The sequence below is a fragment of the Nitrosococcus oceani ATCC 19707 genome (assembly GCF_000012805.1).
GTDB classification, from domain to species: Bacteria; Pseudomonadota; Gammaproteobacteria; order Nitrosococcales; family Nitrosococcaceae; genus Nitrosococcus; species Nitrosococcus oceani.
This window is the reverse complement of sequence record NC_007484.1, coordinates 2,536,210-2,560,676: the sequence shown is the minus strand read 5'-3', so window position 1 is coordinate 2,560,676 and position 24,467 is coordinate 2,536,210. Positions and strand designations below refer to the sequence as shown.

23 protein-coding genes are annotated in these 24,467 nt (G+C 53.6%); 13 read left to right on the top strand and 10 right to left on the bottom strand.

Features of this window, described 5'->3' with window-relative positions; genetic code table 11:
* Window positions 1-43 precede the first annotated feature (43 nt).
* Genes NOC_RS11830 through NOC_RS11810 form a run of 5 tightly spaced genes read right to left on the bottom strand, consistent with a single transcriptional unit; the run spans window position 44 to window position 4,959 of the window.
* Window positions 44-1,210, bottom strand: a complete 1,167-nt coding sequence (locus NOC_RS11830) for an ABC transporter permease (RefSeq protein WP_002811713.1) — start codon at window positions 1,208-1,210, stop codon at window positions 44-46.
* Between the two features lies 1 nt (window position 1,211).
* The gene (locus NOC_RS11825; protein WP_002810604.1) at window positions 1,212-2,372 is read right to left on the bottom strand and encodes an ABC transporter permease; all 1,161 of its coding nucleotides are present in this window, start codon (window positions 2,370-2,372) and stop codon (window positions 1,212-1,214) included.
* A gap of 29 nt (window positions 2,373-2,401) precedes the next feature.
* Window positions 2,402-3,094: an ABC transporter ATP-binding protein gene (locus NOC_RS11820; RefSeq protein WP_011330899.1), complete on the bottom strand. Its 693-nt coding sequence runs from the start codon at window positions 3,092-3,094 to the stop codon at window positions 2,402-2,404.
* A gap of 3 nt (window positions 3,095-3,097) precedes the next feature.
* Window positions 3,098-4,321, bottom strand: coding sequence for an efflux RND transporter periplasmic adaptor subunit (locus NOC_RS11815; protein ID WP_002810009.1), 1,224 nt, complete (start codon window positions 4,319-4,321; stop codon window positions 3,098-3,100).
* A 20-nt stretch (window positions 4,322-4,341) separates the two neighbouring features.
* Window positions 4,342-4,959 carry an SRPBCC family protein gene (locus tag NOC_RS11810; RefSeq protein ID WP_002808593.1) on the bottom strand — a complete coding sequence of 206 codons (618 nt, stop codon included), beginning with the start codon at window positions 4,957-4,959 and terminating at the stop codon, window positions 4,342-4,344.
* A gap of 107 nt (window positions 4,960-5,066) precedes the next feature.
* Between NOC_RS11810 and NOC_RS11805 the strand changes: the two genes are divergently transcribed.
* The 7 genes from NOC_RS11805 to NOC_RS11775 all read left to right on the top strand — a co-directional run bounded on the left by NOC_RS11805 (window position 5,067) and on the right by NOC_RS11775 (window position 11,302).
* On the top strand, window positions 5,067-6,182 hold the full coding sequence (locus NOC_RS11805; RefSeq protein WP_011330898.1) for an RNA-guided endonuclease InsQ/TnpB family protein: 1,116 nt from the start codon (window positions 5,067-5,069) through the stop codon (window positions 6,180-6,182).
* A gap of 157 nt (window positions 6,183-6,339) precedes the next feature.
* Entirely contained in the window at window positions 6,340-6,789 is a 450-nt protein-coding gene (locus tag NOC_RS11800) for a universal stress protein (RefSeq protein ID WP_002809129.1), read from the top strand.
* Window positions 6,790-7,007: 218 nt separating this feature from the next.
* On the top strand, window positions 7,008-7,892 hold the full coding sequence (prpB, locus tag NOC_RS11795) for a methylisocitrate lyase (protein WP_002810778.1): 885 nt from the start codon (window positions 7,008-7,010) through the stop codon (window positions 7,890-7,892).
* Window positions 7,893-7,895: 3 nt separating this feature from the next.
* Window positions 7,896-9,020 (top strand): bifunctional 2-methylcitrate synthase/citrate synthase, encoded by a 1,125-nt coding sequence (gene prpC / locus NOC_RS11790; protein WP_002810615.1) that lies wholly within the window; start codon window positions 7,896-7,898, stop codon window positions 9,018-9,020.
* Window positions 9,021-9,032: 12 nt separating this feature from the next.
* Window positions 9,033-10,484 carry a bifunctional 2-methylcitrate dehydratase/aconitate hydratase gene (locus NOC_RS11785; protein ID WP_002810191.1) on the top strand — a complete coding sequence of 484 codons (1,452 nt, stop codon included), beginning with the start codon at window positions 9,033-9,035 and terminating at the stop codon, window positions 10,482-10,484.
* Window positions 10,450-10,866 (top strand): AbrB/MazE/SpoVT family DNA-binding domain-containing protein, encoded by a 417-nt coding sequence (locus NOC_RS18235; RefSeq protein WP_244859967.1) that lies wholly within the window; start codon window positions 10,450-10,452, stop codon window positions 10,864-10,866. Before NOC_RS11785 ends, NOC_RS18235 begins: the two co-directional genes overlap by 35 nt.
* The gene (locus NOC_RS11775) at window positions 10,850-11,302 is read left to right on the top strand and encodes a type II toxin-antitoxin system VapC family toxin (RefSeq protein WP_011330896.1); all 453 of its coding nucleotides are present in this window, start codon (window positions 10,850-10,852) and stop codon (window positions 11,300-11,302) included. The genes NOC_RS18235 and NOC_RS11775 overlap by 17 nt, the downstream gene beginning before the upstream one ends.
* Window positions 11,303-11,544: 242 nt before the next feature.
* Here the strand turns inward: NOC_RS11775 and NOC_RS11770 are convergent, their stop codons facing one another.
* Window positions 11,545-12,312, bottom strand: coding sequence for a PEP-CTERM sorting domain-containing protein (locus NOC_RS11770; protein ID WP_011330895.1), 768 nt, complete (start codon window positions 12,310-12,312; stop codon window positions 11,545-11,547).
* Between the two features lie 365 nt (window positions 12,313-12,677).
* On the opposite strand from NOC_RS11770, the gene NOC_RS11760 reads away from it, so the two are divergent.
* The 6 genes from NOC_RS11760 (at window position 12,678) to NOC_RS16945 (ending at window position 18,785) form a co-directional block, all read left to right on the top strand.
* The gene (locus NOC_RS11760) at window positions 12,678-12,923 is read left to right on the top strand and encodes a hypothetical protein (protein WP_002810632.1); all 246 of its coding nucleotides are present in this window, start codon (window positions 12,678-12,680) and stop codon (window positions 12,921-12,923) included.
* Window positions 12,924-13,553: 630 nt separating this feature from the next.
* Window positions 13,554-14,024 carry a DUF3015 domain-containing protein gene (locus tag NOC_RS11755; RefSeq protein ID WP_002810928.1) on the top strand — a complete coding sequence of 157 codons (471 nt, stop codon included), beginning with the start codon at window positions 13,554-13,556 and terminating at the stop codon, window positions 14,022-14,024.
* Window positions 14,025-14,186: 162 nt separating this feature from the next.
* Entirely contained in the window at window positions 14,187-16,037 is a 1,851-nt protein-coding gene (locus NOC_RS11750) for an Lnb N-terminal periplasmic domain-containing protein (RefSeq protein ID WP_244859966.1), read from the top strand.
* A complete protein-coding gene (locus NOC_RS11745) occupies window positions 15,997-16,965 on the top strand; it encodes an alpha/beta hydrolase (RefSeq protein WP_244859965.1) in 969 nt (322 codons plus the stop codon). Before NOC_RS11750 ends, NOC_RS11745 begins: the two co-directional genes overlap by 41 nt.
* A 104-nt stretch (window positions 16,966-17,069) precedes the next feature.
* Entirely contained in the window at window positions 17,070-17,588 is a 519-nt protein-coding gene (locus NOC_RS11740) for a DUF262 domain-containing protein (RefSeq protein WP_011330893.1), read from the top strand.
* Window positions 17,589-17,678: 90 nt separating this feature from the next.
* Window positions 17,679-18,785: an RNA-guided endonuclease InsQ/TnpB family protein gene (locus NOC_RS16945; protein ID WP_011330892.1), complete on the top strand. Its 1,107-nt coding sequence runs from the start codon at window positions 17,679-17,681 to the stop codon at window positions 18,783-18,785.
* Here NOC_RS16945 and NOC_RS11730 read toward each other — a convergent pair.
* From NOC_RS11730 to NOC_RS11715, 4 genes are all read right to left on the bottom strand, one after another.
* Complete coding sequence (locus NOC_RS11730) at window positions 18,782-19,366, bottom strand: hypothetical protein (protein WP_244859964.1); 585 nt, start codon at window positions 19,364-19,366, stop codon at window positions 18,782-18,784. The genes NOC_RS16945 and NOC_RS11730 overlap by 4 nt on opposite strands.
* On the bottom strand, window positions 19,302-21,245 hold the full coding sequence (locus NOC_RS11725; RefSeq protein ID WP_155814715.1) for a DNA methylase: 1,944 nt from the start codon (window positions 21,243-21,245) through the stop codon (window positions 19,302-19,304). The genes NOC_RS11730 and NOC_RS11725 overlap by 65 nt, the downstream gene beginning before the upstream one ends.
* Window positions 21,246-21,745: 500 nt before the next feature.
* Entirely contained in the window at window positions 21,746-22,636 is an 891-nt protein-coding gene (locus NOC_RS11720; RefSeq protein WP_011330890.1) for a sulfotransferase, read from the bottom strand.
* A 47-nt stretch (window positions 22,637-22,683) separates the two neighbouring features.
* On the bottom strand, window positions 22,684-24,408 hold the full coding sequence (locus tag NOC_RS11715) for a monovalent cation:proton antiporter-2 (CPA2) family protein (RefSeq protein WP_011330889.1): 1,725 nt from the start codon (window positions 24,406-24,408) through the stop codon (window positions 22,684-22,686).
* Window positions 24,409-24,467: the final 59 nt, after the last annotated feature.

Here is a 24,467-nt window from a genome sequence, read left to right as displayed (position 1 = left end):
ATATTTATAGTTCTTTTGGGCTGCCCAAAAGATTTTTTAAAGATTAGGCTGCCCGCAAGGCATCGACGATATTCATCCGCGCGGCGCGAATAGCAGGCAAGAAACCGCCCACCAGGCCCATGAGTAGGGAAAACAGGAGGGCTTGCCAGGCAATCGTTGGGGTCAAGGTGAAAGTAAAAGCCAGCTCGGAAAAGGTTTGCCAATTCATGGTGGAAACGGTCAGCAATTGCATGAAGGAAGCGATGCCAAGGCCGACAATGCCCCCCAGAAGGCTCAGAGCGAGAGATTCCCAAAGAAAAGCTTGCAGGATACTACTTCGAGGGAAGCCGATGGCCCGTAGGGTGCCAATCTCGGCGGTGCGGTTCGCCACTGAGGCATACATGGTGATCATGGCGCCAATCATCGCCCCGATAGAAAAAATCGCGCTCAAGCTTAGTCCCAGGATTTTGAGAAACCGGGACATCATTTCTGATTGCTCGGCATAGAAACGGCTTTCCCGTTTAACTTCCACCGTCAGCCGCTGGTCATTTTCTATTTTCTCCTCCGTTTGCTTAAAGGCGCTGGGGTCGGCAAGTTTGAAGATGATGGAAGAATAATCATTACGCCTGAAAGCTTGCATGAGTTGATCCACATCGCCCCAGATTTCAGAACTAAAGCCGGTTTTGCCGGCATCGAAAATGCCGGTGATAGTCCACTCGCCCAACCCAAGGCGAAGCTTTTTCCCGATGCCGGCGTTGGCGAAGTTTTGCGCGATCTTATTGCCGACGATAATTTCCCTGGCCCCCGGGCGGAACATCTCGCCTTGGGTTAACCGCACCTGGGGACGAAGTGTCAAGCCGGTATCGGAGATACCCCGGACCGTCACGTTGGAAGGTTTACCCTGATCTTTTTTGGGGAGCACCATCAGCACCACCAATTCCTTGGAAAGGAGCGGTATTCCCGCGACGTCATAGGCGGTATCCGGGAGACTGGCGATAATGGCCGCCTGTTCCCGATCGATGACGCTTTGTATCTCGGTTTCCGCCGAATGGCGAATGACAATGACGTTATCCGCACTCCCGGTCGCTACCAGGGTTTGTTCTAATCCCTTGGACAGCATAAGCACCGTGGCGAAGACAAAAACCACCAGGGCCATGCCCAGGGCCGTCAGCAGCGTGGTGAGCTTGCGGGTCCAAAGATTGCGCAAGATGTAGGAAGAGGGCAGGCGCATACTAACCGATTTGCCGGAACCCTTCCGTGGCCGATACTGCCGCGCCCCGCCAGGCAGGAATGGCGGCGGCGGCGAGACCCACCACGAGGGCAATGCCCATGGCCAGCCAGGCGGTTTCCGGGGTCACCCGGAAGACGGGAAAGAAAGTGCCTATTTTACTGGCAAAGCTATCTGCCGCGGGATACAGCAGCAACAGTCCGAAGAGACCCCCCACTAGGGCAATCACCATCGACTCCCCGGTAATCAATAAAGCAATAAAACTGCCAGGAAATCCGAGTGCCTTGAGCGTGGCGTACTCCCGCTTGCGTTCCCGGGCGCTCATCGCCATGGTGTTGGCCATGACCGCCAAAATAATAATGAGAATAACGAAGGAAACCACCTCAATAATGGTCACAATAACTTCGGTCATGGCGACAAAACCAAGCTGAAAGGCTTTTTCGGTTTCCGTGAGGGTTTCCGCCAGAGAGTTGGCAAAAAGACCGTCAATAGCTTGAGAGATTTGGGCGGCCTGGCTGGCCTGTTCAATGCCGACCACATAGGCGCCCACGTGATTGGCCCGTTCAGCGCCGGTTTGTTTTAATTTTTCATTTAAATATTCCCAGTGAAAAAGGAAGAGGGTTTCATCAATTCTCTCGCTGGCTCCCTTATAAATGCCCCGCAGGATAAAATTCCAGTCGCCGGGGTAGATCGTCCCCCGGATGGGGATGACATCGCCGATTTTCCAGCCGTATTTTTGCGCCAGCTTTTCGCCTGTAATAGCGCCTTGGCGATCGCGAAAAAAATCTCTTTCCTCTTGGGGCGAGAGGAGATATTCCGGATAAAGTTTAAGATAGCTGCGGGGTTCGATGGCGAATTGGGGAAAAAAATTCTTTTCGCTGATATAAACGCCTCCAAACCAATTGGAATAGCTGGTGGTGGCGACCCCCTCGATTTGCTGGATTTTGTTTTGGTAGCTCAGGGGCAGGGGAAAAACTAGGGAGATGGCGTTGCGGGTGATAAGGCGGGTGGCCGAAGCTGCCTCCGCTCCCGCATACCAAGCCTCAACCGCCGTGCGCAGCAGGCCAAAGGCCACCGTTGCAATGACGATCCCCACCATGGTCAGGATGGTGCGGAGCTTTTGGCGGAATGCGTTTCTGATGATTAAAAGCAATAAATAGCGCACTTTTCCAGCATAGCTTTCAAGGGGGCAGGCTAAGAGGGAGAAAGGTTGTGATCGTCCAGCACCCCTTTGTCCAGATGCCGGATGACATGGGCCCGCTTAGCGGCTAATTCATCGTGGGTGACCATAATCACGGTTTTATGAAGCTCCCGGTTGAGTTGTTGTAGGAGATTTAAAATCTCCCGGGCCGATTCCCGGTCCAGATCGCCTGTGGGCTCGTCGGCGACGATAAGGGTGGGGTCGGTAACCACCGCCCGGGCGATGGCGACCCGTTGCTGTTGTCCACCGGAGAGTTGGGAGGGGTAATGATCCATCCGATCACGAAGGCCCACGATAGCGAGCACCAGTTCCACGTGCTCCCGCCGCTCTTTGCGGGATAAAGCGGTTAATAGCAGCGGCAGTTCTACATTTTCAAAGGCAGTAAGGACGGGCATCAAGTTATAGAATTGAAAAATAAAACCCACATGCTCGGCCCGCCATTGGGCAAGTGCCCCCTCGGATAGGGTCGTGATGTCAATACCATTGACTATCAGGCTACCTCCGTCAGGTGTGTCGATACCCGCCACTAAATTCAGCAGAGTGCTTTTCCCCGAGCCGGACGGCCCCATAAGGGCAATAAATTCTCCTTCCCCAATCGTTAGGTTGATATTCTCAAGGACGGGAACTCTCTGGTTGCCCCGCCAGTACGATTTGCTGAGATGGCGGATTTCGACCATGTTGTCCATGGCCTAGCTATCTTCCTTGGCTGTCACCTGGGCGCCTTCGGGCAGATCATCCGGCGGATTGAGAATGACCTTATCGCCTTGTTGGAGGCCCTTTTTTACCACTCTCTGCCCATCCAATCGTTTGCCCACTGTGAGTGGTATTTTATGGGCTTGGTTCCCATCAACACGGAAGGCATAAACTTGCTCTTCCTGCCTAATAATGGCGGAGCTTGGCGCCACGGTATAGGGTTTTTGTTCCTGGGGGGACAATGCCTTTGAGAGAAAGGCGACCCGGGCGCTCATGTCTGGCAGAATACGCTCATCCAGATCGACAAAGCTAACCTTGACTAAGATAGTCGCCTTGGTGCGATCCACGGTTGGGACAATCATGTGAACCCGGCCCCGGAAGCGCTCCCCTGGCAGGGCGTCGAGTTGAATTTCGCAGGGTTGATTGACTTTGACCTGCATCAAGTTTGATTCTGAGACGTCGGCTTCCACTTGCAGGGTGCGCATGTCCGCCATGGAGGCTACGGCTCCTTTGGATTCGATGGTGGAGGAGAAGGGCGCCACTACATCCCCGAGATCGGCATATTTTTCCAGGATAACGCCATCAAAAGGGGCGCGGATAAAAGTGTATTCCACCGCCACCTTGGCTTCTTGGTAGCTTGCCTGGGCCGCTAGAATGTTGGCCTTGGCGCTTTGGACCGCGGCGGCGGCCTTATCATGACGAGCTACGGCGGCATCGTAAGTCTCGTGGGTAATAAATTTTTTATCGATCAGGGACTTGGCTCGTTTCAAGGCAAGCCTGGCGTCTTTAAGCTCGGCCTGGGCCTCCAGGAGCCCAGCACGGGCCACGGCGACATTGGCTTCAGCCCGTTCCTTGCTTGCCAGGACATCCTGGTTTTCCAAGCGGGCAATGATATCGCCTTTTTCCACGTGATTCCCTTCCTCTACTTCTAGGACTTCTAACCGGCCCGTAGCCTTGGAGGCGATATCGGCCTTGGTTTGGGGAACCACATAGCCCGTAGCATTGAACAGGGTATATTCCTGGGCGGGATAGCTGAGCGATACCGTTCCCACGGCCACCTCCACCCTTGGGTTAAAGGCGCCGGTAAACGCTAAATAAATAACCGCCATCCCGGCGACTAGAGCGATAAACAGAAACCACCCCTTGCGGCGAGATTGGGTGGCTGGAGAAGATTTTTTTAAGGGGGTGCGATGAATTTTTAGTTTTTCCAACTCCTCCATGGAATTATGGGTACCTCGCTTTAAAAACGTTGTAATTTTTTTCGGATCGCGGTTATAAGCGCTGGCAGAAGCCGGCGAGTGCCCCTATTTACCAGCCAAGCGGGTAGTTTCCCGCCTGGATCAAGGTACACGGCATAAGTGGCAGCGGTAGTATGGTCCTTTTGGCCGGGACGAAGTTCCCAGAAACCCGCGAAAGCAGTTGGAATACTGTCCTTCGTCCCTAGTAATTCCCTGGACTGCTCTTGGTCCAGAGTCCAATTTACCCGAAAGTAAAGTTTTTCCGGCCGGCTTAACTGATCGCTACTTTGCAACACATACTGGCGAGCCGCAAACGGAGGTGGAAAAGAGAGGCGTTGATACACCCACAGGGTGTTTCCTGCTTGCTTGAGAATACGGCTCTTTTCCACCTGGGGGACAAAAGCCGTAAAATGGTCATAATCGGATATGATTTCATAGATTTGTTGGGGCGTAGCCTGGAAGAGCGTTTCCGCCCGAAGGGCGGGAATGGCGGAGCCATCTATCTCATGGCGGTAGAGCCGTATACCGTTTACCGTTTCAGTGGCGATCCATCCCTCGGGCGATAAGTTGCCTTCCGCGAAAGGATTCCTGGAGATCGGGGTAGCCGCTTGCGCATTCATCGTATTTCCGCGCTGTAAACCCCGGAAACCCCGCTGTTCAGGGCGGAGAGGAAAGCGCGCCTGCGTAAGTTGGGGTGAGTGGGCGTTTCTGGTAAAGTCGTTCCTACATGAAAAGAACGGTCTCCATCAAACTGGTACCTACGCCAGAACAAGCTCAAGCGCTGTTGGAGTTGCAGTCCGAGCTTGCCAAGGCATGTAACTTGATTGTGCCGTTTGCGCGGGATAACCGTTGTTGGAACCGTGTTGCGTTGCACCACTTGGCCTATTACCCGGTGCGGGAGGCAACGCGCTTGGGCTCGCAGATGGTCTGCAATGCGGTTAAAGCCGTCGCCGATGCCTACAAGGTGCTGAAGCTGGGCAGGCATGACGAAATTCCGGTGATCCGCTTCCGAGAGACGGGTAGTGTCCATTTCGATGCCCGCACCTATCGGCTGAAGGGCGATGCCGTTTCCCTCTACACCCTGACGGGCCGTGCCATCGTCAAGATGAGCCCGGGTGAATTTCAGGCGCAATATCTTGCGGCGGGAAAGCCCAAGGAAGGGAAGCTGGTTCGTCGGGGAAAACAGTGGTTTTTTAATCTCGTTCTGGATTGGCCCGATACCGCGCCTGCGAAGGGCAGTGGTATCCTTGGCATTGATCTGGGAGAAAACAATCTCGCTTCGACCTCCAGCGGGAAGATATTGGGAGGAGGTCCGCTCAGACATGTTCGCGATAGGCACCTGGCGCTGCGGCGCCGTCTTCAGTCCAATGGCCGTCAATCGGCAAGGCAATTGCTGAAAAAGGTCTCTGGCAAAGAAAGACGGCACATGCGCCAGGTCAATCACGAGGCGAGCAAGGCGATGGTGGGAGAGGCGTTGAAACAGGGCGCTTCGACCATCGTACTGGAAACACTGACCCATATCCGCAAGCGGATCAAGGGTGGTAAGCGGCTGCGTGCTCGCTTGCACCGCTGGGCCTGGCGGGAGCTGCAAGACTTTATCGCATACAAAGCCGAAGCGGCGGGCATCCGGGTGATTTACGTCAACCCGGCCTACAGCTCCAAGAGCTGCTCGGCATGCGGTTGCTTGGGGTCTCGTATTCAGCACAAATTCTCCTGTTCAAGCTGTGGTCACTTAGCCCACAGCGACCGCAATGCAGCGGTCAATCTCGCTAAGTTGGCGAAGTCTATCGGCATCGCCAGGCTGGGTGTAGCGCCGGCTCATGTGGCAGTGCCTACCCACTGACCATAAAGCCCCTTCCTTTTGGGAGGGGATTCGTTACTGGGATAATCTGTAAGAGCAGAGAGAAAAGAAAGGTTTGGCAATAGTGAGGCATTATTTGTAGGGCTGGCGGATAGACTATTATAGTTTAGCAGTAAATTAGGATAAGGAAGGAATAACCATGAGTGCCGAGTTTAAAATCATTATCGTGCCTATAGACGGCTCCGAGAGTTCACAACGGGCGGCCCGCTTTGGGGACAGTCTCGCCAAGGCGACTGGCCGGAAAATGAGATTTCTCTATGTCTTTCCCGCTACTCCCAACGAAGTCGTGGGGATGTCCCAGCTATCCCGGGAGGATATCGAGCGCGCGAAGGAGGAATCCGCCCGTAGAGCCTTGGATAAGGCCCACCGGGCTATCGGCGATCCCGAGCGGGAGATTGAGGAGCAAGTGCTTTTTGGCGATCCTGCCGAGGAAATTATCCGCTACATAGACTACCTAGCAGAGCAGTCCGAACAACCGCTCGTGGTCATGGGCCGGCGGGGCCTATCGCGCATTGAGTCGCTGCTGCTCGGCAGTGTCAGCGAGAAGGTCATCCGATACGCCAACGGAGCGGTCACCATCGTTCAGTGACTCTTTTGGAGCTAGTACTAAAAACGTGTAGGCCGGAATAAGCGTAGCGTTTCTGACAATATTAATATTGACGCCACCTTGCTGGAAGTGGCCCCAGGGCCTTATTGATGCGCGCCTTCTGGGCCTCCCGAGGAGGTCCCAATTCGCTCCCGGAGAATCGGTCCGGCCTACTTTATAGACGGTGCGTATCCGGCAAAACCTAGATATCGAGAAAACCTATGACTGAAAACCACAGCCCTGGCGTCCGCTTGCGGGCCGCCGCCGCAGCGGAGCGGCCCTTGCAAGTGGCGGGAGTCATCAACGCCTATGCCGCGTTGCTGGCTAAACGGGCAGGTTTCCGGGCGCTTTATCTCTCCGGAGCCGGGGTGGCTAATGCCTCCTTTGGCCTACCAGATTTGGGATTGACGACCCTTACCCAGGTAGCGGAAGAGGTTCGCCGTATCGTGGCGGTGACAGATTTGCCCTTATTAGTGGACGGAGATACTGGCTGGGGAGATGGGCTTATGGTGGCCCATACCGTGGAAACCCTGAGCCGGGCTGGGGCCGCGGGACTGCATTTAGAGGATCAAGAACAGGGCAAACGCTGCGGTCATCGGCCAGGTAAAACCTTGGTCAGTACCGGGGAGATGATGGCTCGAATAGCGGCGGCAGTCAGGGGGCGGGTAGACGATCAGTTTGTGATCATGGCCCGCACCGATGCCTACGCCGTGGAAGGTTTGGAGGCTGCAATGGCGCGGGCGCGGTGTTATGTAGAGGCGGGGGCGGATATGATTTTCGCCGAATCCTTGGGCTCCCTGGAGGAATACCGGTGTTTCGCCCAAGCGGTGCAAGCGCCGGTGCTAGCTAATATGACCGAATTTGGCCAGACTCCCTTATTGACCGTTCAGGAGTTGGGAGAGGCGGGAGTCCGGCTGGTACTCTATCCCCTCAGTGCTTTCCGGGCCATGAGCGCGGCGGCCTTGCAAGTGTATGAGACTTTGCGCCGGGAAGGGACCCAGCAGCGCTTAATCGAAGGGATGCAAACTCGGGAAGAGCTCTATGAAATATTGGGTTACCATGAATATGAGCGTCAGCGGGACGGGGCATCCGCTAAAGGAGAATAAGGCATGAGTGGAGGAACCGCTGGTAGCGGCCTGGCCGGTGTTACCGCTGGCAAAACGGCCATCAGTACCGTGGGGAAAGAAGGTAAGGGATTGACCTATCGGGGTTACGCTATTGAGATGCTGGCCGAGAGGGCCAGCTTCGAGGAAGTGGCCTATTTGCTGATTTATGGCCAATCACCCAGCCGTGCCCAGCTAACAGAGTACCGGGAGCAGTTGCGATCCCTGCGCCGTTTACCCGAGGGTCTTAAACCCGTGCTGGAAGCCCTGCCGGGCAATAGCCATCCCATGGATGTAATGCGCACGGGTTGTTCCGCCCTGGGTTGTCTCGAACCTGAAATAAACCGGGATCAGCAGTGGGATATCGCTAATCGTTTGTTGGCTCTGTTTCCTTCCCTGCTGCTGTATTGGTACCAGTTTCACCATCACGGTATCCGGATTGAGACGGATACGGAGGAAGAATCCCTGGCGGGGCATTTTTTAAACCTGCTCCATGGGGAATCTCCCGGGGCGATTCCCCGACGGGTGTTAGATGCCTCCCTCATTCTTTACGCTGAGCATGAGTTCGCAGCTTCCACTTTCGCCGCCCGGGTAACCACCTCCACCCTTTCCGATTTTTATTCCGCGGTTACCGCCGCCATTGGCACCCTGCGGGGAACCTTGCACGGGGGCGCCAATGAGGCGGCGATGGCGCTTATCGAACGTTTCCAGGAGCCTGATGAGGCTGAGCAGGGGGTTCTGGCGGCGTTGGAAAACAAAGAAAAAATCATGGGCTTTGGCCATCGGGTGTACAAAGAAGCCGACCCCAGGAACGCCATTATCAAGGATTGGTGCCGGCAATTGGCGGAACGGGCGGGGGACAGCTATTTGTTTCCCATTGCCGAGCGGATCGAGGTCGTCATGAAGCGGGAAAAGGGCTTGTTTCCTAATTTGGATTTTTATATCGCCCCGGCTTATCGCTTTTTGGGAATTCCCGTTCATCTTTATACGCCCCTCTTTGTGTGTTCCCGGGTGGCGGGTTGGGCCGCCCATATTATGGAACAACGGGCCGATAACCGCTTGATTCGTCCCATGGCCAACTACATTGGTCCCGAGCCCCGGGATTTTGTGCCCATTGAGCAGCGTGGCTAACAGGTTTCTTCCATGAGTAATGACAGACGTTCAGCCCAGCGGCCGCCGCCGGATGAGGTTCTGACGATCTTAGCGGATTATGTTCTCCAGGGGGAAGTTAACCGTCCCGAAGCCTATGAGACTGCCCATGACTGCTTAATGGACAGCCTTGGCTGTGCTTTGCTCGCCCTGGATAATCCTGCCTGTACCCGCCTGCTTGGCCCGATTGTCCCTGGCGTGATTTTCCCCGCGGGCGCCCGGGTGCCGGGAACCGGCTATGTCCTTGATCCGGTGCAGGCCGCTTTCAATATCGGCATCATGATCCGCTGGCTGGATTTCAATGACACTTGGCTGGCCGCTGAATGGGGCCATCCCTCCGATAATCTGGGGGCTATTCTAGCCATTGCCGATTATTTGAGCCGCCAGCGGCGGCAAGAAGGCGCGCCGCCGCTGGCGATGCGCCAGGTGCTGACCGCATTGATCAAAGTCTATGAAATTCAGGGCGTGTTGGCCTTGGAGAATGCCTTTAATCGGGTGGGATTGGATCATGTGGTGCTGGTACGGGTGGCTAGCGCCGCCGTGACAGCAGCTTTATTAGGCGGTACTCAGGAGCAGATTATCAACGCCCTTTCCAATGCCTGGCTGGACGGGGGGCCCCTGCGGACCTACCGCCATGCCCCCAATACCGGTTCACGGAAAAGCTGGGCCGCGGGGGATGCTACCAGCCGGGGGGTGCGTTTAGCTCTTATGGCCTTGCAAGGGGAGATGGGCTACCCGTCGGCTTTGACGGCCCCTGGCTGGGGGTTTTACCAGGTGTTATTCAAAGGAGAGTCCTTTACCTTGCCTCGGGCTTTAGGCAGTTATGTCGTGGAGAATATCCTCTTCAAAGTAGCCTATCCGGCGGAGTTCCATGCCCAGACCGCCATTGAGGCGGCGATTTCACTCCATCCCCAGGTGACGTCCCGATTGTCGGAGGTGGCACGGATTGTCATTGAGACCCAGGAACCGGCGGTGCGAATCATCGACAAGACTGGTCCCCTCCATAATCCTGCGGATCGGGATCACTGCCTGCAGTACATGGTGGCGGTAGCCTTGCTGGAGAGCCAGATCACCATGAAGGATTACGAAGATGAACGGGCCCGGGACCCCCGGATTGACGCCCTGCGGGAGAAGATGGAGGTCATCGAAAAGAAGGAATTTACCGAGGATTATTTAGATCCCGAGAAACGGGCGATTGCCAATGCGGTCCAGGTATTTTTCAGCGATGGCAGCGCTACCCTCCGGGTGGAGGTGACCTATCCTTTAGGCCACCGGCGGCGGCGCGCCGAAGCCTTGCCCCTGCTACGGGATAAATTCCAGAACAGCCTGGGCGGCTGTTTTCCTCCGGAACGTTGCCAGACAATTTTGGATCTCTTTAGCGACCGGGAGCGTTTGGCGGCCATGCCCGTGGATGAGTTCATGGAACTGTTTATTAGCACGGCCTGATATTTCGCCGGATACGCGGCGCTTAATCCGGCCTGCGGGGTATCGTTTTGCTGCCGGCTGTTGTTTAACTTCTCGCTTGACGAAATTGGCCATCGATCCTAAAGTAAAGCGTAAATACATTTATGCTTTACCTATAACCATGACGAATAATCTCGTAACTTTGAGTTCAAAAAATCAAGTGGTCATTCCCCGTGCCGCCAGGGAAGCGCTGAAACTAAAACCAGGTCAGCAACTGCTGGTTCTGGCGCGGGGAGATCATTTGGTCATGGTGCCGCGGCCGGAGGATTTCGTCGCTAAACTGCGCGGTCTGCATCGAGAAGTTTGGCCCCAGGAGAATGGCAAGAATTACCTGGAAAAGGAGCGGGATGCCTGGGACGATTGAGGCCGCTTTGCAGGAACATTCATGTTTGCTCCTCGACAGTTGTGTTTGGATCTATCACATCGAAGATCATCCCATATTCGCCCCGTTGACCACAAAGATTTTGGAACAAGTGGCTTCTGGCTGTAACCGAGCCGTCTCTTCCGAACTTTCTTTGTTGGAAATCAAAATCCAACCTCTGCGCCAAGGGCGGGAGGATATCGCCGATGAATACGAACTCCTGCTGGAGGCATTCCCGAATCTCACGCTTTGCCCCATTATCCGCCCTGTTCTGCATTCGGCGGGCCTGCTCCGCGCGCGTTTCGGATTAAAAACTCCTGACGCCCTCATTTTGGCAACTGGCCTTGAGAACGGTGCCACTTGTGCGGTAACCAATGATCGTAATTGGCGGCGATTTGATGGGATGGAGGTGGTTTGTTTGAATGATTACGCTGCCTGATTCGGTTTGACACGCTGCCGGCTCTTGATCCACCGCGATGACAATAAACCTGATGACCTACGCTATAGCTGCAATATTTTTACAACAATGCTTTTTAAGAAAGAGAAGGGCCGCTTCCGCCCCCCTCTTTCTTTTTCTACCGGCGATTATCGCCTCCTTGGTGGGTATCAGGCGATGCCAATTTAGTGTTCCATGATAGATTGGTTGTAATTACGCCAATCCGGAGTCTCCATTCAGCGTACCTATTGTACCCAGGCAACGCTGCTATCGAAGGGATTATGCAAGTTCGAGCGTTTTCGCCGAAAGTTATAGAAACCCAAGGTGACTAGCCCGATCATAAATAAAATGAGAGTCGTTGGCGCTGGTACGCTAGTAGCGGTATTGGTGTTATTAAAAAATAGATTAGGACGAGAGATGTCAGCAAAAAGATCAAAACTACCATCTGGTTGGAAAACTATTTCCTCTGGTGCCAAGGAAAGCTCAAAGGAATATTGCCAGCTATTATCCGCAGCCGGAATCCCATAAAAATCAAGCAGCGTTTGATCCTTAACGTCCGTGCCAGAGCCCCTTACAACAAAATCGCCTGAGTCCTCGATTTGCCCGGTGATGGGCCCCATCCACTCGCCTGCTAAAAAGGTGATATCAGGTACAATAAAGTCTCCGGCACCCATGGTAGAGGGTGGCCCTAGCGCACCGCTTTGAGTAATAAAACCGCCACCGTTCCAAGTGTAAACACCACCATCCAATGATATTAAGTCTCCGGTTTCAAAATTTAAAATAGTTTCCCCGAAACCATTAAAGGAAAAAAGGAAGACACCATCATTAGCCGGCGTGTCTATTCCGCGAACGCCATCCATCTCAACTCTACCGCTGAGAGGCCCCCCAGGGGAATGGCTAAAAAAAGATGTTAATAGATCCGCTTCACCCTCAATGATTGGCGCCGCATTCAGGAGCGCCGGAGTTGTCAGAATGATTATCAACAGTCCGGTGGGTGAGGTATTTTTTATCATGATATTCATCTCCGCGGTTTTGAATTTGGGTTCGGATCGTGTCACGTGATTCCTTGTTTTTTTGTGCTTGACGAAGAACCGAAGTCCTCGGTTGTTGCCCCCCCTATATTAAAGTAGGGTTTTTCTATTCTGATTTGTCTAAGCATTGTGATGCTTACCAGCGAAGCCTCGTCGTTTACATGAAACGCATCCAAAAGTACCGCTAGCGCAAGCACAATCATGCTAAGGCGATTCGCTTATCTCCAAAAGTAACACTTTCCACGCCAGTCCTGTAACAAAGTTTACTTTTTTTCTCCACATCCTGGATTAGAACATTCCCTAATGGGTTTCATTCTTTGAGAAGCCTCAGAGAGAGGGAATTAAAAATGAAAGCGAAGCAAAATCGGCCTAGGGTCTATTCCCGGGTGCTTTCCGTAGCAGGTTTTCTCCTGACGGGATTGTTGTCAACGCCTCTCTATGCCAGTGAAGGGCACTCACCGCTGGAGGAGAAATTCGAGCAGTCCGTCGAGAAGCAAACTGGGTTTAAGGTTAAAAGCCACGAGCAGACCGAGGGACTGATTCTGCGGGCCGCCATAAGGAAATCCTTTACCAGGCCCAATCCTGCCCTATAGGCCCACCCGTAAAGTATTATGAGATTGCCGCTATCCGGGTACCCATCGTGCTCAACTCAGTTCGGTAACCCGCATCGGGGTGTGGCAGGTGAGTTCCTGCGTGATTCTGATGGTCTGAATGGGGTGTTAGTAGGGCTCGATGCTGAAGGTTTCGGGACGGCTAAATGCCTTAGGTGCCTAATTCCCCCAACTCGGTCGCGGATTCCCTACCTAATCCTCCACCTGGAAACGGGGATATTGGCGGGGCTGAATAATGGCTATTATTAGGAGTGGATAAGATGGGCGTCCGGTAGCTGGTAATAGCACTATCGTGGCCTACACCGAGGCGCCTCGGGCTAGCGCCCAGCTTTTTTACCAGTTCGATCCTCTGTTCCACGATAATGCGATTTTTTCCTTTCATCCCAGTTCGGATATTGCCCGTTAAATAAGCGGGCAGGAGGGATGCGCTGCTATTTGGTTAGGAAGGCTAGCGGTCCTGAGCTTCTTTCATCAGACATTGGATTTTATGGTATTTATAAAAACTAGCACTATACTACTTATTAATAAATAAGCTGGCGATGTTGTGATAAGCCATGGGTTTAATTCAATATTGCCGTCCCTTGATAAATCCACTAAACAGGGAGATTAATAATGAGAAAAGTATTTTTGGGCCTACTGCTAGCTGCTATTTCTGGGTTTGCATTCGCCGATAGCGGGCCAGGCTGTGGGGCTGGTTCTGTGCTCTTTAAAGGGCAAGATCGGCTTGCTCCGCACGTACTGGCGGCAACCACTAATGCCAGTTTTGGTAACCAAACGTTTGGGATGACCACGGGCACCTTGGGCTGTGATACCAGCAAGCCCATTGATGTGATGGCCGCCAATTTTTTTGATCAAAACATGGAACAATTGGCAACGGATATGAGCCGTGGCGAAGGTGAGCACCTGAACGCCTTGATAACGCTCATGAAGGTTCAGGAAGCCGATAAAGACCACTTTAAGGCCACGGTAAAAAATCAATTCAGTGTTATCTTTCCCAATCAGAATGTCACTTCTAAGGAAGCCCTCTCTGGGCTAGAAAAAGTGATGAAAGGGGATACCGCCCTAGCCAAATATCTAAGTTAATTTCTCACGCTGAAGCCATGAAGCCGGGCACTCGACCGGCTTCATGCTTCTAAGATCTTCTGATCTGGCAGACCGCTTAGTTATAATCCCGGCTTTTCCCATAACTCCATTTTTTCCACCTTCATGCTTCGCCACCTGGGTTTATTTTGTCTTCTTTATGGTATGTGCGGCTGGGCCCAGGCGGAGATTCCCACCCTGGAGGAACTGCTGGCGGCAGCCCAGCAACAGCAGCTTTCGGAACGCCCCGCGTGGTGGGCCTTGCTTCATTACCGGCCGACCGTGCTGGGATGGACTCACAAAAGCCAAGCGGACGATCCCCGTTTTTTTCTTGCCAAAAACGGGAAAACCGATCCCCATGGGGAGCTTACGGCAACGCTCATAGCGTTGCGCAATGGGGATGGCCAGGGGACTCATCCCCAATGCCGCTTTCCTGCTCGCTTTTATTGGCTACAACAACAGGGCCATCCTTTCTCCCGTATTCCGGCGGTGCCATGCCCACAGCTTGCAAGTTGGTTGGAGCAATTGAATACGGCCCGGGTTACCCTGGTATTTGCCTCCTCCTATCTCAATAGCCCATCCTCCATGTTTGGCCATACCTTTTTGAGGTTAGATCCGCCCAGCTTCAATCAGGACAGCCTGATTTTAGCCAGCACGGTCAGCTATGCCGCAGATGCCGCGGCCCATGACAGCGAAATCATGTTTGCTTACCGGGGTATTTTTGGGGGTTATCCGGGAATCACCACGGTAGAGCCTTATTTCGACAAGCTTCGCCTCTATAGCAAACTGGAAAACCGGGATCTGTGGGAGTACGCGTTGAATCTGCGTCCTGATGAGGTGACCCAGTTACTTCGCCATGTCTGGGAAATAAAAGATAAGCGGTTTGATTATTTTTTCTTTGACGAAAACTGTGCCTATCGTCTGCTGGCCCTGATTGATGTAGCCCGTCCTGGCACCAGGCTGATTCCCCAAGTGAGCATTTTGCGGGCTATTCCTTCCGATACGGTGCGTATTGTGGTCGCCAATCATTTGGTCGATTCAGTTTATTTTCGCCCCTCCCAGGCGACCGAGTTACGCCACCATTTAAGCCAACTCAAGGCTTCCGAGCGCCACTGGGTATTTTCAATGAATGAAAGCCAACAGCTTCCTTCTGAGAAAGCCACTGCCGGCTTAGCGCCGGAGCGGTATGCGGCGGTTCTGGAAACAGCCTATGAGCTGGTGCGCTATCGGGTCCAAAAGGAGCAATTATCCCGCGAGGCTACCGCCGATTTGTCCTATGGATTGCTGCAAGCGCGCAGCAAGATACCGGGATCATCCCCTTTATCGGCTGCGCCCCGGCCCAAGGTGCGGGATGATCAAGGCCATCCGACCGGCCGCATAACGGCTATGGCGGGCCGCCAAGGGCAACGTCCTTATCTGGGGTTATCGCTGCGGCCCGCCTACCATGATTTTTCGGACCCAGCGCCGGGTTACCGGCTTGGCTCCCAGCTTCAGTTTCTAAATGCGGAGCTGCGTTATTATTGGGAGAGCAATCAGTTTGAGCTTGAGCAGCTAAATCTCGTGGATATTATTTCCTTGTCTGCCCGGGATCGCTTCTTCCGTCCCATTTCATGGCAAGCGGGTTTTGGCGCGGATCGCCAGTTGACCAGTGAAGGGACGCGCCCCTTGGCCGCTTATCTTAAAGGCGGTGCGGGGGTGAGTTACGGTATTGCCCATGGATTGGCCTATGCTTTAGCTACCGGTACCGGCCGGATAGGCACTCAGCTCCAGGATAGTTATCAGCTATCGCCGGGCATCGCCCTGGGCTGGAATTTACAACGGTACTGGGGAAGTTTTCGGGTCGAAGCTCAGAGTCAATTTTTCCCAGGCCAGAATGAAGATCCCTATTATCGGGGTAGCGCCAGTCTGAATTTATATTGGCCGCCCGGCTGGGGGCTGACTTTCAATATAGGACGGGAGAAGAGCGGGGATTTTTATGCCATTATCCTCCAAGGCGGCGTTCGGCTTTATTTTTAAGGGAGTCCGAGCCTGGTTACCACCATCGAGCGCCAGGGTGTTGTTGGGGTGGCTCGGCTTGACCGTCCTTATTGCCCATTTGAGTGGATGCAGCCAGGTATTCTTTTTGCCGGGCAAGAAAGAGATTCTTACTCCCCGGCAGCTTGGTCTGGCCTATGACGATATCACCTTGTCCACGCCGGATGGCTATTCCCTTCACGGTTGGCTGCTTCACGCGCAGGGAAAACTGTGCGGCTCGGTTTATTTCTTGCACGGCAATGCGGAAAATATTAGCACCCATATTGCCAGCGTCATGTGGCTTCCCGCCCATGGCTATCAGGTCTTTTTGCTGGATTACCGGGGGTATGGCCGCTCGACCGGTTCCCCGGATATTGCCGGTGCGTTGCAGGATATCGAAACCGGCTACCAGTGGTTGTTAGCCCGGCCCGAAAGCGGGGAAAAGCCCGTGTTTTTATTGGGACAAAGTTTAGGGGCGGCCCTCTTGGTGGCTTTTGGCGCCCATGTCCCGGACTTGCATGAACAGATCGATGGCATCATTTTGGGTGCCGCTTTTACCAGTTATCGGGGCATTGCCCGGGAGAAACTGGGTGCATTTTGGCTGACCTGGCCATTTCAGTATCCCCTGTCCTGGTTGTTGCCAGGGACTTATGATCCTGTCGATCATATTGCCAAGCTTTCACCCACACCGCTGCTTCTTATTCACAGCAAGGAGGATGAGATTATTCCCTATCATCATGGCGAGGAGCTTTTTGCCGCCGCTCGCTCCCCCAAATTCTTTCTATCTACCCATACCCGTCATATTGGTACCTTCAACGTCCGCGAATATCGCCATGCGCTGCTTCATTTTTTAGGCGCTCCCCTGGAATCGACGAGAGTTTCGGAGTCGGCTTCGGCCTTGTCAAAAGGGTGTTCTAGTTGCTGCCATTAAAACTTTCTGTATCGCAATTTGGGTTAATTTCTTATGAGGACAATACCTAGGCATTATTCTTCTCAAGCCATTTTGGTCAACCTCCTTTATAGGATTATTGGATCATGTCATCTATAGAAAAACTCGATGTTTCTCTTGCAGGATTAGGGACTGTTCTTTCCTCACGGCGAGTAGCTGTACCGCCGTATCAACGTCTTTATGCGTGGACAGACGAACAGACCTCTGCTCTATTCAAGGATTTGAATGATGCGATTCGAAATAAGGAAAGCGAATATTTTTTAGGAACAGTGGTAATTGCAAAAGAGCCTACAGGTGGTCAATGGGTGATTGACGGCCAGCAAAGACTGACAACAACGAGCATATTGCTGGCTTCCATAAGGGATTATTTCTTGAAGAATGGTGATAGTGAGCGTGCAGATATAATACAGCAGGACCATCTCTCTAAGAAAGATTTAGAAACATTAGAAGATACACCCTATATAAAGCTGAACGATACGGATCATGATTTCTACCTCAACCGTATCCTTGCTCGGCCAGGTAAAGATAGAGATGCTCTATCACCGGCCAGTTCGCTGACGGAATCGCGGTGCCCGGCGAAGGGACGGCCAAGGAACCGTTCATAAAAATTGCGGCTGGAGAGCGCCTCCTTCAGGGGGTGGAAGAAAGCCGCCCGTTGATAGATCTATCCATAAAAGCACTCTATACTTGAGCTTATGAAGTTGGTAGCTAACCTCAAACTGACGCCAACTCCAGCGCAAGAACGCGAGTTGCGTTTGACGCTGGCGCGCTGTAATGAAGCGTGCAACTGGCTCTCTGAGCGCGCTTGGGAAACGAAGACATTCCGGCAATACGATTTGCATAAGCTCTGCTATCAAGCCGTGCGCGCCAAATTTGCATTGTCCGCTCAGGTGGCGGTGCGCTGCATTGCTAAAGTGGCGCACGCCTACAAGCTTGACCAGAAAACCCAGCGCGCCTTTCGTAAGCATGCGGCGCATCCCTATGATGACCGTATCCTGCGCTTTGTCTGTGATGAGAAAGTCTCCCTGTGGCTTTTGTCGGGTCGAGAAAAGATTGGCTATGTTGGTAGCGATCACCAGCGCCAATTGCTTGAACACCGCAAGGGCGAAGTCGATTTGATGTTCGTGCGCGGCCAATGGTATTTGGCCGCTGTATGTGACTTTGACGACCCCAAATTGCTGACCCCTGAAGGCATGTTGGGTGTGGATTTCGGTATTGTCAATATCGCCACTGACAGCCTGGGTGAGAGGTACTGCGGGGCTAAAGTCCAAGCCTACCGTGAGCGTTACGCCAAACGACGCGCCACCTTGCAGCGCCTCGGCACACGGGCCGCTAAACGCTGCCTTCGCCACATAAGCGGCAGGCAGAAACGGTTTCAAAAATACGAGAACCATTGTATCTCCAAACGCATCGTCTCGACTGCGGAACGCTCCCGTCTCGGCATTGGACTTGAAAATCTCAAGCATATCCGGGCACGGGTTAAGGCCAACAAAGCGCAGAGGAAACGCTTGCATAACTGGGGCTTCGCTCAGCTTCGTGCCTTTATCGAGTATAAGGCTAAACGTGCTGGCGTGCCGGTGGTGATAGTCGACCCACGCAACACTAGCCGCGAGTGCCCGGCCTGTGGCCGTATCGACAAAGCTAACCGGCCAACCCAGTCTGAGTTTCGGTGTGTGGAATGCGGGCACAGTAATCACGCAGACCATAACGCCGCTGGCAATATCGCCAGAAGGGCTGCTGTAACTCAGCCTATGTTCGCGCATAAGTGTGCTCCTTGTGCAGTGGAAAGCCGCCAGCTTTAGCTGGCGGAACAGTTACAGAGAAGCATGGCGTAGGGTACACCAAGATCTGCCAGTGGTTGCAAGCTGGCAAGACCGCTGCTTGTATCGGCCTTATTGAGACGGTGAATAATCTCTTCCGGCTCCTCGGGGGCACCTTCAGTTAGAATTTGGCAGGCGGTCGTGACGAGCGAGCGAATGCGCTCCCCTGTCACACCGCCCCTGTTCCTGAGCGGCGTTGCAGGCTCCATGCGGATTTTGCGGTCGATAGTACGGATCGCACCCTGCGATACTGCCACATGGGTCCGCTGGGAAGTGACATAGGCCCATTCCGGCGGCGTAAAACCCAGCATACAGCGCAGTACCACCAAGGTGATCGGCACCCGGTAGACGGTTTCAATCACCGGCCCTGGCGAAAGGTTCCGGAAGTTGCCCGTGGTTCGCTTCAGCGCTTCATAGCCGCTCTCAAACGCTGGATATTCGACGAATCCCGGACCTTTGGGCAAGGTCAGGAATTCAGATTGCAGGCAGGAAAAGATTTCATCGACATAAGTGCCGAGATCGCTTTCGATCTCTGCAAAGGGAACTTCGAAAGGAAACGGCATCACGAATCCTTCCCAAAGTTGTGGCCGCTGAAAAGAGCGGCTCGGCGGGAGCGGACACTCGCCCATCGGCTTGCAGTCGTTCGAGAAGATCGTCGGGATCGGCCAGAGCGCGAACCGCTTTGGCGAAGCGATCCAGCTTTTCATCAGTCGAAAGCTTTGCTTCCCACGTCAGTCTTAAATTCCAAATGGCCATACGGGTAAGATGACCGAAGATAATGCACCGCGTATCGCCCATACTTGGTTTATGCCCCCCCTCGGCAACCTGTGCAAGATCATGGGCGACAATGGCCGCGAGCTGATCGGTAGACTCGAAAAGCCAGCGCCTGGGTACGTGGCCGGTGTCGCGACAGACGAACACGGTATCGATGATCGATGAGGTTGTGCCGTGGATATGAATAGACCCCCCCATCTCGGCCGGGCAGGGTAGGGAGGCCGAACAAGTTAGACCGGCATCAAGGATGGCAACACCCACAGCAAAATAGGCGTTGAGTTTATTATGGTGGTAGGTAAACGCCAGTGGTGCACCAGGTTGTAGCGCCTCGGCCATATGCCGGTAGACTCGGGCAAGGCCCTCGGTGAAGCGAGGAAGTCCCCAAGACCGGGTAACATTGCCGGTGAGTTCTCCATCGGTACGGGTTGACGGTCGCCAGAACCCTTCAGCTTCATTCCCCACCAGACGGCGCAGCCAGACATAGCAAAAATCCATCAGCTCGCCATACTGTACATTCCCGAAATAGGGAGGATCTGTAAACACGGCATCGAGACTATTCGGCGCCAACTTCACCGTGGTTGCGTCAGCGCAATGAATAGCGACGTTCCGCCGCTGCTCACCATTCAATTTTTCCCCGATCCATTCGCCTTGAATCGGAATCTGAACATTGCGTGTGCCATGCCGTTGCACCTCGAACGGCGTATCGCAGTAGCGCTTGGCCTTGGTATACTTGTCGATAATGTTGGTCCAGCCGCCCGAGCCGACATTGGTGCCCTTGTTATTAATAATGCCGAGCAGGTTCGATTCGCATTGTATTAGCCCGACCGGAAAGCCATGCACAGAGAAGATATCGAGGGACTTGAGCGCCCAGGTGTCGTATCGGCAAAGCATGTTCTGATAGCGCAGAAGGTCGGACAGATTGGTAGCCAGCGCATGACGCACGCGCTCATTTTTGACACGGGCGATCAGACGGCAACTTAGCTCCAGGCCCAGAAGCTGCCGATGGTTAAACATTTCCCGGTAATGGCTGTAGCCCCACCGGTGAAGCCGGTCGGTTTCATCACCCGAGAGGATTTTTTGCTCTGGGACGAAATGAGCATGGAATTCATGCCACCGCTGTTTGGCTTCGGCAACGCGCGCCAGATCCTTTGCATCTGGCTTTTTGAAAAAGCGCCCCTTATGCTGCGCCTTACGGTGTGGATTGTAATACTCAATGGCGAAGAGCCGATGTTGTAATGGTCCTTGGCTGGCGCGCGGGTATCTATTTTCATGATCGCAATGGGCGCAAACGCAGCGACCCCGACCCGCGGGGCCTTTGGCATGCAAGGTTGCATCACAGCTTTTGCACACCCCAGGCACCGCTCGGTCATTAACCTCGCTCAGTTCCCCACAATCGGCACAAACCATTACATTCTTTGGATGGCGGGCGTTCTGGGAGAGGACATAACCGGGAAACAGATCCACCTCCTGTCCACAGGACTCGCAGCTGATGACTTTAACCCAGAGGAAATATTTTACCGGCACGTCGGTATCGCCGTAGAGGGAGCAGTCTGTCACATACAGAGGCCCGATCTCGTGGCGCAACTTGTGGAGAAACCGGCTGGCCTCCTCCTGATAAACCGTGATGTCAAGATGCTCGATTTCCTCGCGGACTATCCACGCGGCCATCGGATTGATGTCAAACCCAGTCACATCGCAACCGATGCGGTTAGCTTCGATCAGTGGCGTTCCGCCACCCATGAAGGGATCGGCGACTTGCCTCCCCGGAAAATTGTTGGCCGTAAAGTATAGATCGGCAAGCGGCGCCTCGCCAAATTCAGCCAGAGCCAGCGCTCTGAAAAGGCTGCCAGGCCGCCGTGCAAACCATTTGTGGACAGCAATGATCGGCCTGTAATTCTGCTGAATCTGCTTCTCGCGTAGCGCGAGACTGGCCACAAGAGGGATGTTGAATTTCGTCTCAATTGTCATAGTGCGGTACCGCTTCTGGGAGGGAAGGGGCCCTCCTTATCGGTTTGCTTTTGGTATTGATTCATGTATTCGCCCATGAACACGTGGCTGGCTTGTGCAGCAGATTTATCCTGGATGCGGCAATAGCTCACGATGCGCTTTGACAACGTAAACCTGAGTCCTCCGCGGCCGTCTTAGTGGTGTATGCAACAGTGCTCCGGTTAATTATCAAATGTGTAACCAGCGAGAAAGGGGTAGCTGGCGATGTGTTCCCGTACGCACTCTATCAAACCCGGGGGCCAGTCAATTTTGTGACGGCTCCGATGGGGTTGGGTGTAAACAATACTTGCACAGTCCCTGAGATAGTCCTGGGAAGCTTCGAGCTGGAGAAATTCGCAAACTTTTTCAAGATGAGCCTGGGGATCGTGAATAAAGTCTTCGTGCCGCATATCGAGGATGTCCAAACAGTGCTTATTTTTTATTTGTTGGATTGTTTCCATTCTACGGAAATATGAGCTTATAGCCTGTGTGAGGTCGGTGGAATTTACGGTGCCCATAGCCTTTTTTCTTCTGGCCATGGTGGCAATGTTATCGTAGGGATTTCGCATGAAATGAAGGCATTTGATTTTCACTTTGATGACATGGTGAAGTTTATCCAGCAATGCAGGGTTTTTTCTGATGGCCTCTGCGCTTCCTCCGCCTTTTTTATCACCGATGATCTTGAGCTGCGTGAATTTTCCTTGCCATTGGTTGGGAACCCGATAATCATAGCCGGAGGTGATGCGTCCCCGTTCAGCCAGCTTTTGCGAATACCTCATCAGGAGATAAAAAAGCTGGGTTTGATTGTAGCCAAACTTAAGGCGCTTAATCAGATTGAATTCATTCGCAATCAGTACGTTGGGATGGGCATCGAGCAGGGCGCCAAGCATACTGTGCCCGCTCCGTCCAGAGCCCAGAAACATGCAGTAAGCTTCAACGTGCTGGAAGTGCTTCCCCTGGGAGGCACTGAAGACATGAGCGCTGAAGTAATCCCGGGCCTCGGCAAGCCCATGGTAGATTTTTCTCCGGGTTTTTTTTCTTAGAAACGCCATCGGTATTTTGTAATGATTCACGGGGCAATGTCCCTAGAAGAAGAAGGAGATAAAAATAACTGGCTTCTTCATTTATCCGTTGTTTTTCGCCGTTTGGCGAGCAAGGCCACGATGGGAGCATAGTCCTCGCGGCGTATTTCCTCTAAAGCCTGTTCCACGGCTTCCGGCGGAATCCCCCAGCATTTTAAGGTCAGGCTAGAAAGCTGCAAACTGGCTTCCAGGGCTTCGGGAATCACCGCGGCGGCGCCGGCTTGGCGCAGTTGCTTGCTCTGGATTTGATCCCGTCCCCGCACCAGAATTTCCAAATCAGGATAGGAACGGTGCAGGTCGCCGATTAAATAGTGAGTCCTTTCCGGATGGCGATCCAGGGTCATCACCAGCAAACGGGCCCATTCCAAACCTGCCGCTTTGAGCACATCAATCTGGGCGGCGCTGCCATAATAGACGCTATAGCCCTGTGCTTGCCCCTGGGCGACTTTAAGGGGGTCCACATCAAGAGCAATATAGGGCACATTATAGTTTTGCAGCAGCCGGGCTACTGTTTGTCCTACCCGTCCAAACCCTCCCACAATGACATGATTACGCAAGTCCTCGCTAGCGGTTTGAATGCGCTCCTCTTGATTAGCCAGAGGCGGAGTCAGCCGGCGGGAGAGGTAGGCACCCAGGCTTGCCAACCAGGGAGTCAGCACCATGCTAAGGCTGACAGTGACTAATAGAAGCTGGCCGATTTCCGTGGGGATAATCCCTAGAATCATGGCGAAGCCAAAGAGCACGAAAGCAAACTCGCCGCCTTGGGCTAGCAATAACCCAATATGAACGGCAGTGGCCATGGGAAAGCCAAACAGCCGGCAGAACAGGACAAGTACCGCGCATTTCAGGCTTAACAGACTAGCCAGCAGTAGCAGCACCGTACCAATTTGGGTCCATACTAGTTGCAAGTCAATTGCCATCCCCACTGACATAAAAAAAAGTCCCAGGAATAACCCTTTAAAAGGTTTGATGTCGCCCTCCACCTGATGGCGGTATTGGGTTTCGGCCAGCAGCAGGCCCGCCAGGAAAGCGCCTAGTTCCAGTGACAATCCCATGCGGCCAGTGGTCCAACTGGTGCCCAATACGATAAGCAAGGTGGTAGCGACGAAGAGTTCACGATTATGGGTGCGGGCCACCAGGTCATAGAGGGGGCTGAGCAGGAAACGGCCAATGAAAAAAATGACCAGAAGGGCGAGTATCGCCTTGGCTCCCGCCAGTGCCAAGGCTGTCCCAATATCGCTGCCATCACTTGCCAAGAGGGGCAATAGAGCCATAAAAGGCACCACCGCTAAGTCTTGAAACAACAGCACGGAAAAGGCGCCACGGCCGGTACGGCCGGCGCTTTCGCCCCGCTCGGCCAGTAGCTGCATTACCATGGCGGTGGAGGAAAAGGCCAAGCCGCCACCAATCAGAATCGCCACTTCTATGGAACTGCCTAGCTGGTGAGCTCCATAGCCGATAAGCAAGGCGGTTACCAATACCTGAACGGTGCCCAGGCCCAGCACCTCCCTGCGCATGTTCATTAACCGGAGAATGGATAATTCCAGGCCAATGGTAAACAAGAGAAAAATGACTCCAAATTCTGCCACATGGCCGATGTTTTCCACTTCCTTGATTAACCCCAGGACATGGGGGCCGATGATGGCGCCAGCGGCTAAATAGGCGAGGATGGGACTGACCCCCAAGGCTTGAAACAGGGGTACCAGTGCCACCGCGGCCGTCAGGAAAATCAGCACCGGGGTGAAGTCAAAGCCGTGTTCCATCGTGGAAATGCTCCTGGATGTGTTTATTGCAGGCCATGGGCAGGTAAGAGAATAGCGTT

Bases quoted from the DNA above. Each gene is read 5' to 3' on its own strand.
- NOC_RS11815 (WP_002810009.1), bottom strand. From the start codon at position 4,321: ATGGAGGAGTTGGAAAAACTAAAAATTCATCGCACCCCCTTAAAAAAA.
- NOC_RS11810 (WP_002808593.1), bottom strand. From the start codon at position 4,959: ATGAATGCGCAAGCGGCTACCCCGATCTCCAGGAATCCTTTCGCGGAA.
- NOC_RS11730 (WP_244859964.1), bottom strand. From the start codon at position 19,366: ATGCCGTTTCCTTTCGAAGTTCCCTTTGCAGAGATCGAAAGCGATCTC.
- NOC_RS11800 (WP_002809129.1), top strand. From the start codon at position 6,340: ATGAGTGCCGAGTTTAAAATCATTATCGTGCCTATAGACGGCTCCGAG.
- prpC (WP_002810615.1), top strand. From the start codon at position 7,896: ATGAGTGGAGGAACCGCTGGTAGCGGCCTGGCCGGTGTTACCGCTGGC.
- NOC_RS16945 (WP_011330892.1), top strand. From the start codon at position 17,679: ATGAAGTTGGTAGCTAACCTCAAACTGACGCCAACTCCAGCGCAAGAA.
- NOC_RS11750 (WP_244859966.1), top strand. From the start codon at position 14,187: ATGTGCGGCTGGGCCCAGGCGGAGATTCCCACCCTGGAGGAACTGCTG.
- NOC_RS11760 (WP_002810632.1), top strand. From the start codon at position 12,678: ATGAAAGCGAAGCAAAATCGGCCTAGGGTCTATTCCCGGGTGCTTTCC.
- NOC_RS11775 (WP_011330896.1), top strand. From the start codon at position 10,850: ATGCCTGGGACGATTGAGGCCGCTTTGCAGGAACATTCATGTTTGCTC.
- NOC_RS11740 (WP_011330893.1), top strand. From the start codon at position 17,070: ATGTCATCTATAGAAAAACTCGATGTTTCTCTTGCAGGATTAGGGACT.
- NOC_RS11820 (WP_011330899.1), bottom strand. From the start codon at position 3,094: ATGGACAACATGGTCGAAATCCGCCATCTCAGCAAATCGTACTGGCGG.
- NOC_RS11745 (WP_244859965.1), top strand. From the start codon at position 15,997: ATGCCATTATCCTCCAAGGCGGCGTTCGGCTTTATTTTTAAGGGAGTC.
- NOC_RS11755 (WP_002810928.1), top strand. From the start codon at position 13,554: ATGAGAAAAGTATTTTTGGGCCTACTGCTAGCTGCTATTTCTGGGTTT.
- NOC_RS11830 (WP_002811713.1), bottom strand. From the start codon at position 1,210: ATGCGCCTGCCCTCTTCCTACATCTTGCGCAATCTTTGGACCCGCAAG.
- NOC_RS18235 (WP_244859967.1), top strand. From the start codon at position 10,450: ATGAGTTCATGGAACTGTTTATTAGCACGGCCTGATATTTCGCCGGAT.
- prpB (WP_002810778.1), top strand. From the start codon at position 7,008: ATGACTGAAAACCACAGCCCTGGCGTCCGCTTGCGGGCCGCCGCCGCA.
- NOC_RS11715 (WP_011330889.1), bottom strand. From the start codon at position 24,408: ATGGAACACGGCTTTGACTTCACCCCGGTGCTGATTTTCCTGACGGCC.
- NOC_RS11785 (WP_002810191.1), top strand. From the start codon at position 9,033: ATGAGTAATGACAGACGTTCAGCCCAGCGGCCGCCGCCGGATGAGGTT.
- NOC_RS11805 (WP_011330898.1), top strand. From the start codon at position 5,067: ATGAAAAGAACGGTCTCCATCAAACTGGTACCTACGCCAGAACAAGCT.
- NOC_RS11725 (WP_155814715.1), bottom strand. From the start codon at position 21,245: ATGGCCGCGTGGATAGTCCGCGAGGAAATCGAGCATCTTGACATCACG.
- NOC_RS11770 (WP_011330895.1), bottom strand. From the start codon at position 12,312: ATGATAAAAAATACCTCACCCACCGGACTGTTGATAATCATTCTGACA.